This window comes from Hydrogenophaga sp. FW305-3-2-15-A-LB1 (genome assembly GCF_058787875.1).
Genome location: NZ_JBYTAE010000136.1, coordinates 1 through 8,351, shown reverse-complemented (window position 1 = coordinate 8,351; position 8,351 = coordinate 1). Strand labels below are relative to the sequence as shown.

Annotated in this window: 8 protein-coding genes; 2 read left to right on the top strand and 6 right to left on the bottom strand. The window is 69.8% G+C overall.

Features of this window, described 5'->3' with window-relative positions; translation table 11 throughout:
- Positions 1–17: 17 nt before the first annotated feature.
- The 5 genes from AC3WPZ_RS26885 to kdpF are packed head-to-tail and all read right to left on the bottom strand — an operon-like array spanning position 18 to position 4,739.
- Positions 18–173 (bottom strand): hypothetical protein, encoded by a 156-nt coding sequence (locus tag AC3WPZ_RS26885; RefSeq protein WP_382159247.1) that lies wholly within the window; start codon positions 171–173, stop codon positions 18–20.
- Positions 170–772 (bottom strand): potassium-transporting ATPase subunit KdpC, encoded by a 603-nt coding sequence (gene kdpC / locus AC3WPZ_RS26880; protein WP_382323862.1) that lies wholly within the window; start codon positions 770–772, stop codon positions 170–172. Before kdpC ends, AC3WPZ_RS26885 begins: the two co-directional genes overlap by 4 nt.
- Before the next feature lie 19 nt (positions 773–791).
- Positions 792–2,864 carry a potassium-transporting ATPase subunit KdpB gene (gene kdpB, locus AC3WPZ_RS26875; RefSeq protein ID WP_492442407.1) on the bottom strand — a complete coding sequence of 691 codons (2,073 nt, stop codon included), beginning with the start codon at positions 2,862–2,864 and terminating at the stop codon, positions 792–794.
- Positions 2,865–2,877: 13 nt separating this feature from the next.
- Positions 2,878–4,650: a potassium-transporting ATPase subunit KdpA gene (kdpA, locus tag AC3WPZ_RS26870; RefSeq protein ID WP_444688633.1), complete on the bottom strand. Its 1,773-nt coding sequence runs from the start codon at positions 4,648–4,650 to the stop codon at positions 2,878–2,880.
- Positions 4,647–4,739 carry a K(+)-transporting ATPase subunit F gene (kdpF, locus tag AC3WPZ_RS26865; RefSeq protein WP_291119061.1) on the bottom strand — a complete coding sequence of 31 codons (93 nt, stop codon included), beginning with the start codon at positions 4,737–4,739 and terminating at the stop codon, positions 4,647–4,649. The genes kdpA and kdpF overlap by 4 nt, the downstream gene beginning before the upstream one ends.
- Before the next feature lie 358 nt (positions 4,740–5,097).
- On the opposite strand from kdpF, the gene AC3WPZ_RS26860 reads away from it, so the two are divergent.
- Positions 5,098–5,505 (top strand): DUF3597 family protein, encoded by a 408-nt coding sequence (locus tag AC3WPZ_RS26860; RefSeq protein WP_382159239.1) that lies wholly within the window; start codon positions 5,098–5,100, stop codon positions 5,503–5,505.
- 104 nt (positions 5,506–5,609) lie between these two features.
- On the opposite strand, the gene AC3WPZ_RS26855 is transcribed toward AC3WPZ_RS26860, so the two are convergent.
- Positions 5,610–7,706 (bottom strand): hypothetical protein, encoded by a 2,097-nt coding sequence (locus tag AC3WPZ_RS26855; RefSeq protein WP_492442405.1) that lies wholly within the window; start codon positions 7,704–7,706, stop codon positions 5,610–5,612.
- 223 nt (positions 7,707–7,929) lie between these two features.
- Between AC3WPZ_RS26855 and AC3WPZ_RS26850 the strand changes: the two genes are divergently transcribed.
- The coding region (locus tag AC3WPZ_RS26850) for a response regulator (RefSeq protein WP_492442403.1) at positions 7,930–8,351 on the top strand (422 nt) is incomplete at its 3' end.

The following is an 8,351-nucleotide window of genomic DNA, read 5'->3' as shown; positions in this document are numbered from 1 at the left end:
GTGGCGGGGCCGGCGCGTCAGGAGGGGTCGCGCGGGTGGCTGCCATTGTCGCCCGAGCGGCGCTTGCGCTGCCGGGGGCGCTGCGCCCCGCGCGCCACCAGCCACCAGGCCAGCAGCAGGGGCAACACGATGGCCCCGAACGCAAGCACCGGTTCCAGCCAGCCGCCGCTCATGGCCGCGGCGCGTCGAGCGCGAGGTTGAGCGCCAGCACGTTCACGCGCGGCTCGCCCAGGAAGCCGAACAGGCTGGTCTCGGTGTGCTGGTCCACCAGCGCGTTCACCTGCTCGGGGGCGAGGCCACGCGAGCGCGCCACCCGCGCCACCTGGTAGCGCGCGCCGGCCAGGCTGATGTGCGGGTCCAGGCCGCTGGCGGAGGCGGTGACCAGGTCCACCGGCACCGGCGCCGTGTTGCCCGGGTCGGCCGCGCGCAAGGCGTCGATGCGGGCCTTCACCGCCTCGGCCAGCGCGGGGTGGTTGGGGCCGAGGTTGGAGCCGCTGGAGGCGCCGGCGTTGTAGGCCATCGGCCCGGTGGCCGAGGGGCGGCCCCAGAAGTGCCCGGCCTGAGTGAAGGGCTGGCCGATGAGCTCGGAGCCCACGGCCTGGCCCTGGCGCTCGATCAGGCTGCCGTTGGCCTGGTGGGGGAACACCGCCTGCGCCACGCCGGTGACGAAGAAGGGGTAGAGCAGGCCGGTGACGAGGCTCAGCAGCACGAACAGCACGAGGGCCGGGCGCCACACGGGATCGGATTCGGAAGAGGGCGTTGTGGGGTTCATGACAAATCCTTGGGGGTGTTCAGGCGAAGCCGATGGCCGAAAGCAGCAGGTCGATGGCCTTGATGCCGATGAAGGGCACCACGATGCCGCCCAGGCCGTAGAGGGCCAGGTTGCGGCGCAGCAGCGAGGCCGCGCCGACCGCGCGGTAGCGCACGCCCTTGAGCGCCAGCGGGATGAGCACGACGATGATCAGCGCGTTGAAGATCACCGCCGAGAGGATGGCCGAGTCGGGGCTGGTCAGCCGCATCACGTTGAGCGCCGAGAGCTGCGGGTAGGTGGTGACGAAGGCCGCGGGCACGATGGCGAAGTACTTGGCGATGTCGTTGGCGATGCTGAAGGTCGTGAGCGAGCCGCGCGTCATCAGCATCTGCTTGCCGGTCTCCACGATCTCGATCAGCTTGGTCGGGTTGCTGTCGAGGTCGACCATGTTGCCGGCCTCCTTGGCGGCCTGCGTGCCGGTGTTCATGGCCACGGCCACGTCGGCCTGGGCCAGCGCGGGCGCGTCGTTGGTGCCGTCGCCGGTCATGGCCACCAGCCGGCCCTGGGCCTGGTGTTCGCGGATCAGCCTGAGCTTGGCCTCGGGCGTGGCCTCGGCCAGGAAGTCGTCCACGCCGGCCTCGGCGGCGATCGCCGCGGCGGTGAGGCGGTTGTCGCCGGTCACCATCACGGTCTGGATGCCCATGCGGCGCAGTTCGGCGAAGCGCTCCTTGATGCCGCCCTTGACCACGTCCTTGAGTTCGACCACGCCGAGCACGCGGTCGCGGTCGCTCACCACCAGCGGCGTGCTGCCGCGGCGCGAGACCTCGTCCACCGTGGCCTGCACGTGGGAGGGGAAGGCGCCGCCCAGCGACGCCACGTGCCGGCGGATCGCATCGGCCGCGCCCTTGCGCAGCGTGCGGCCCTGGGGCAGGTCCACCCCGCTCATGCGCGTCTGCGCGGTGAAGTGCACGAAGCTCGCGCCCAGGGCCTCCACCTCGCGCTCGCGCAGCTGGAACTTCTGCTTGGCCAGCACCACGATGCTGCGGCCTTCGGGCGTCTCGTCGGCCAGCGAGGCGAGCTGCGCGGCGTCGGCCAGGGCGGCCTCCTGGACGCCGGGTGCCGGCAGGAAGGCGCTGGCCTGCCGGTTGCCCAGCGTGATGGTGCCGGTCTTGTCCAGCAGCAGCACGTCCACGTCGCCGGCGGCTTCCACCGCGCGGCCCGAGGTGGCGATCACGTTGGCCTGCATCAGCCGACTCATGCCGGCCACGCCGATGGCGCTGAGCAGGCCGGCGATGGTGGTCGGGATCAGGCACACGAGCAGCGCGACCAGCACCACCAGGCTCACCGGCTGCCCCGCGCCACTGGCCTGCACGCTGAAGGACGAGAAGGGCAGCAGCGTGGCGACCACGCCGAGGAACACGATGGTCAGCGCCACCAGCAGGATGGTCAGCGCGATCTCGTTCGGCGTCTTCTGCCGCTTGGCGTTCTCCACCATCGCGATCATGCGGTCCACGAAGGTCTCGCCGGGGTTGACCGAGACGCGCACCACGACCCAGTCGGACAGCACGCGCGTGCCGCCGGTCACGGCCGAGAAGTCGCCACCCGATTCGCGGATGACCGGGGCCGACTCGCCGGTGATGGCGCTCTCGTCCACCGAGGCCACGCCGTCGATCACCTCGCCGTCGGCCGGCACCGTGTCACCGGCCTCGACCAGCACCACGTCGCCCTTGCGCAGCTGGTCGGCCTCGATCGGCAGCCACGCCATGGACGTGCGGGGCACGCGCCGGTCGTACTGCACATGGCGGTCCAGCCGCTTGGCCCAGGTCTGGCGCTTGAGGCCGCGCAGCGCGGCGGCCTGCGCCTTGCTGCGGCCCTCGGCCAGGGCCTCGGCGAAGTTGGCGAACAGCACGGTGAACCACAGCCACAGCGCCACCGCGATGGTGAAGGCCTCGGGCCGGGAGAAGGCGAGCGCGGTGGTGAACGCGCTGCCCACGTAGACGACGAACATCACGGGGTTGCGGCGCTGCACGCGGGGGTCGAGCTTGCGCACGGCATCGAGCAGGGCCGGGCGCACCAGCGCCGGGTCGAACAGGGTCAGGGTTGTGCGGGTCATGGTGATGGGGCTTTCAGCGGGCCCACAGCAGCAGGTGGTCGGCCACCGGGCCGAGCGCCAGCGCGGGCACATAGTTCAAGAGGCCGACCAGCAACACGGTGCCGATCAGCAGGGCCACGAACAGCGGGCCGTGGGTGGGCAGGGTGCCGTCGGTGGCGCCGGCGCGCTGCTTGGCGGCGAGCGAGCCGGCCATGGCGAGCACCGGCACGATCACCCCGAAGCGGCCGAACACCATGGCCAGGCCCAGCAGCACGTTGTAGAACGGCGTGTTGGCCGACAGGCCGGCGAAGGCGCTGCCGTTGTTGTTGGCGGCCGAGGTCAGGGCATACAGCACCTCGGTGAAGCCGTGCGCGCCCGGGTCCTGGATGCCCGCGCGCCCGGCGCCAGCCATCACGGCCACGGCGGTGCCCACGAGCACCAGCAGGGGCGTGACCAGGATGGCGATGGACACCATCTTCATCTCGTGCGCCTCGATCTTCTTGCCCAGGTAGGCCGGCGTGCGCCCGATCATCAGACCGGCGATGAACACCGCCATGATGGCGAACACCAGCATGCCGTAGAGGCCCGCGCCGACGCCGCCGAACACCACCTCGCCCAGTTGCATGAGCACCAGCGGCACCATGCCGCCCAGGGGCGTGAAGCTGTCGTGCATGGCGTTCACCGCGCCGCAGCTCGCGGCGGTGGTGACCACCGCGAACAGGCTGGAGGCGTGGATGCCGAAGCGCACTTCCTTGCCTTCCATGTTGCCGCCCGACTGCAGCGCGCTGCTGGCCTGGTCGGCCCCGAGCGCGGCGAGCACCGGGTTGCCCTGCTGCTCGAACGCGGTGGCCGCGACCACGAAGGCCACGAACAGCAGCGCCATCGCGGCGAGCACGGCCCAGCCCTGGCGCGGATCGCCGACCATGCGGCCGAACACGAAGCACAGCGCCGCCGGGATCAGGAAGATGGCCAGCATCTGCACGAAGTTGGACAGCGCCGTGGGGTTCTCGTACGGGTGCGCGGAGTTGGCGTTGAAGAAGCCGCCGCCGTTGGTGCCCAGCATCTTGATCGCGAGCTGCGAGGCCACCGGCCCCATGGCCAGGGTCTGCGCCGCGCTGCTGTGCGCCTCGGTGAGCGCCGGCTGGCCTTCGGCGCCGGGGGTCGAGGTTTCCCAGGTGACGGTCTCGACCGTCTTCACCTCGGTGTAGGGCGAGAGGTTCTGGATCACGCCCTGGCCCGCGAAGAACACCGCCAGCACCAGCGACAGCGGCAGCAGCACCCACAGCGTGGCGCGCGTCAGGTCCACCCACACGTTGCCGATGGACTGGGCCGAATGGCGCGAGAAGCCGCGCACCAGCGCGACCACCACCACGAGGCCGGTGGCGGCCGACAGGAAGTTCTGCACCGTGAGGCCCAGCATCTGGGTGAGGTAGCTCATGGTGGACTCGCCACCATAGCCCTGCCAGTTGGTGTTGGCCATGAAGCTGATGGCGGTGTTGAAGGCCGAGTCGGGCGTGACCGCGCCGAAGGTCTGCGGGTTGAGTGGCAGCACACCCTGCAGGCGCTGCAGCGCGTACACCGCGAGCAGGCCCAGGCCGTTGAACACCAGCAGGCCCAGCGCGTAGCGCAGCCAGCCGGATTCGCGCTCGGGTCGCACGCCGGCCAGGCGCCAAAGCGGCGCCTCGATGCGCTGGCCGAGCGCGAAGCGGCCGGCCATCACCGCGTCGATCGCGCGCGCCAGCGGCCAGGCCAGCGCGAGCAGCAGCGCGAGGAACACCGCCAGTTGCAGCCATGCCATCGCGCTCATGAGAAGTCCTCCGGCCGCAGCAGCACGGCCACCAGGTAGATCAGCAGCCCGCCCGAAAGCGCGGCCGCCAGCAGGGTCCAACCGCTCATAGGAGTACCTCCGCGCGACGCGCTGCGGTGCGAGCTGGCTTGGGGCGGCCCGGCGCGGCGCTCATGCGCGCCCCCCGCCGGTGGGTTGCAGGCGCTGGCAGAGCAATGCCAGGCCCCAGACGAGCAGGCCGCAGGCAGCGGCCAGGCCGAGGTAGATGAAGTCCATGGGGTTCTCCGTTCAAGACAGTCCACCGATGCTAGGAACGGGGGCGTCAAGACGGGCGCAAGACTGCGCGGGCCGGTATCAAGAAAGCATCAAGACCGGCGGTTGGGCTTGTCGCATTTATGGCCTATGCTGGCGTGGCGCGCCTCCACACTGGCCAGGCGGGCCTTTTTCAACGGAAACAAGGAGAACACCATGGGATTTTTCAGCAACATCCTCGAGAAGCTCGGCATGTCCAAGGCCGCGGAGGCCCCGGTCATCACACCGCCCACCGTGCCCACGGCGCCTGCTGACGCACCGGCACCCGCGCCGGCCGCCGCGCCCGCCGTCGCATCGATCACCATGGTCGACGTGATGGCCTTGATGGAGAAGAAAGCGGCCGCCAACCCGCAGAAGCTGAACTGGAAGACCTCCATCGTCGACCTGCTCAAGCTGCTGGACCTCGACAGCAGCCTCGAGGCGCGCAAGGCGCTCGCCAAGGAGCTGTATTGCCCCGACGAGCTGATGGGCGATTCGGCCAAGATGAACATGTGGCTGCACAAGAACGTGCTGGCCCACATCGCCGCCAACGGCGGCAACGTGCCGAAGGAACTGTTCAGCTGATCCGCTGAACCGGTGCGGCAGAAACGCCCCGCTTGCGGGGCGTTGTCGTTTCGGGCATGAAAAAGCCCCGCCGAAGCGGGGCTGCGGAGCCGGGCCCGGGGGCTTCAGGGCACGATGTTGAGCTGGTACAGCGCGTAGAAGTTGGCGTACTCCCGCCCGGCGACGTCGCGGGCCGAGAGGTGCAGGCCACTCAGGCGCGAACCCGCAGCGAAGGTCGGGCCGCCATTGAAGCAGTGGTCGTCCGTCACGCTCTGCTGCGAGCAGGGCACGACAGCCTGGCGCGCCGTCGATCGCACCTCGACCGAATCGGTGAAGTTGGCGTTGCTGCCCGTGCGCGGCGAGCGCCCGAACATCGTGATCTGCGTGGGGGGCAACTGGCCCGTGCCCACACTCCAGCCGTTGCCGCCGCCTTCCGAGGAGATGTCGCCGGGGTCGCCGGCGACGAACACGATCTGTCCCGCGTCCTGGACGCCGGCCGGCTCGGTGCCCGACCGGATTTCGGCGATCAGGGCCGGCGTCAGCTGCGCGAGGCCCTGCGTGCGGAGTTCGGCGATGGTGAGGGCGCGGGCGCGGTTCTTGTAGTACTGCACCTCGGGCACCAGGGTGTCGTCCTGCGGCGTGGCCGGGTCGTTGACGTTGAGGTAGTACTCGAACCGCCAGCTGCCCTGCGACTTGGCGCTGGCCAGGCTGGCCTCGGTGCGGTCCGGATCGGCCACGAAGAACAGCGTGGGGTCGACGTCGCGCGGATGGGGGCGCGACGTGTTGCCATCCACGTACTCGCTGCGCAAGCGAACGAAGCTGGTGCCGGAGACCACGGGCCCGGGCTTGACCAGCCCCAGGAAACTGGAGTTGCCGCTCGGTTGCAGGGTGAGGACCGAACCGGTCGGCGTGGTCACGACGACGCGGTTGAAGAGCGGACCCTGGTTGCCCGGGCGCTGGCGGTTGGCCACGTCCAGCACGTAGCCGGTGCTGAAGTAGTCGTAGGCTTCCTGGCCCAGGCTGATGAAGTTGCGCCGCTGCTGGTAGGCCGCGACGCGGCCGGGGAAGCGGTACTGGTTGCCGATCAGCCGCAGCTTGCCGTCCACCGTGCTGGTGCGCAGCACGAAGCTGTCGTAGGACTCGCTGCCGTCAGGGCTGGTGGTCTTGTAGCCCACGACGATGTCCTTGTCGGCATTGTCGCGGGTGAATTCGTAGTTGCCCTGGTTGAACACGACACCGACGGCGTTGGGGTTGAAGAGGCTGGCGAAAGCGCCGCTGCTGCCCACCGTGCCACCGTTGTTCCTGAAGAGTGCGGGGTCGTTGTCGTGGAACACGTCGAGGCAGGCGGCCGCCAGCACGGTGCTGGGCGCCGCCGCGCGCTGGTTGGCCGGCAGGGCATAGCAGGCGGTCAGCGCTTGAAGGAATTGGGTGATCTTCGCGGAGGTGCCTTCGGCGATGAGCGTGGTCGGATCGATCGCGGGCAGGGGCGCGACGGTCGTCGTGTTGCTGCTGAAGCTCAGGCTGATGGGTTGCTGGCCATCGGGCACTTCCTGCTTGACCGAGATCTCGATGTTGGTGGTGGTCGAGCTGGCCGGCAGGAAGGTGATGTTGACCGAGTCCAGCAAGCGGTCGTAGCCGGTGCCGTCGGTGCTGAAGGTGCCTGTCAGCGGATTGAAGCCGGTCGTGCTGGTGGCCGTGAGCAACGGCGCCAGGATGGCCTGCACCTCTGTCACGGTGGCGGCCACGGCCTGCGCCGAGATGACCGCATTGCCCGCGGCCAGTTCGCTGGCCAGCTTGCCCGGGTCGCCGGAGGGCGACAGGCGCGAGGCGATGAGCGTGGTGATCGGCGTGATGTTGGCGGTGGTCGCGCTGGCCGAAGCGATCACGCTGACCAGCGTCTGGGTGGCCCCGTTGGCGTCGGTGCGGTTGGCCACCAGCACGAAAGGCGCCACGGCCGCCGCGTCCAGCGGGACGCTGTAGGTGCCGTTCGCGCCGACGGGCTGGCTCTGGCCCACGGTGACGCCGCGGCTGTCGACCACGGTGATGACGGCGCCTGTGAAGGCCGCGCCGGTGGCGGCCACGCCGCTGACGGTGAGGCCCACCGGGGCGGTGACGGTGCCGCCGCCCCCGGCGCCCGAGTTGACGCCGCTGCCGCCGCCGCAGCCCGCCAGTGCCAGCATCAACAAGCCCGCGAGGGCATACCGTCTGTAGTCGTTTCGCATGCAATCTCCATGTGTTCGTGGGACAGTGGCCCGGGATCCCTGGACCCAGGCATCGGCATTGGAGGTCTGGCGGCGACAAATTGCATCCCATGAACATGGGGTTCGAGGCGTTCCTGGCCTGCGTGGCGTGCCGCTTTGCACGGTCGGCGCCCGCTTTCTGGGTATGCTCGAAGGAGCCCGCGCGCAATGTGTCCAACCCGCGGGCCGCTGGAGACCGATCCCGATGTGGCGTGTGCTGATCGTCGAAGACGACCCCGAGATGCGGGGTTTTTTTGAGTCCTGCGTGGCCCGCTCGCCGGCCTTGACGCTGGCCGGTTGTGTGGGCACCGTGGCGCACGCCAAAGACTGCCTGACCCGTCCAGGCCTGGACGTGGACGTGCTGCTGACCGATCTGGGCCTGCCCGACGGGTCCGGTCTGGAGGTCATTCAGCAGGCACGCCTGACCCACCCCGCCTGCGAGACCCTGGTCATCTCCATGTTCGGCGACGAGGACAACGTGCTGGCCAGCATCGAGGCCGGCGCGCTGGGCTACATCCACAAGGACGCGGCACCCGAAGACATCGCCCAGACCATCCTGGAGATGAAGGCCGGCGGCTCACCGATCTCTCCCATGATCGCCCGCCGCGTATTGGCCAAGTACGCCAC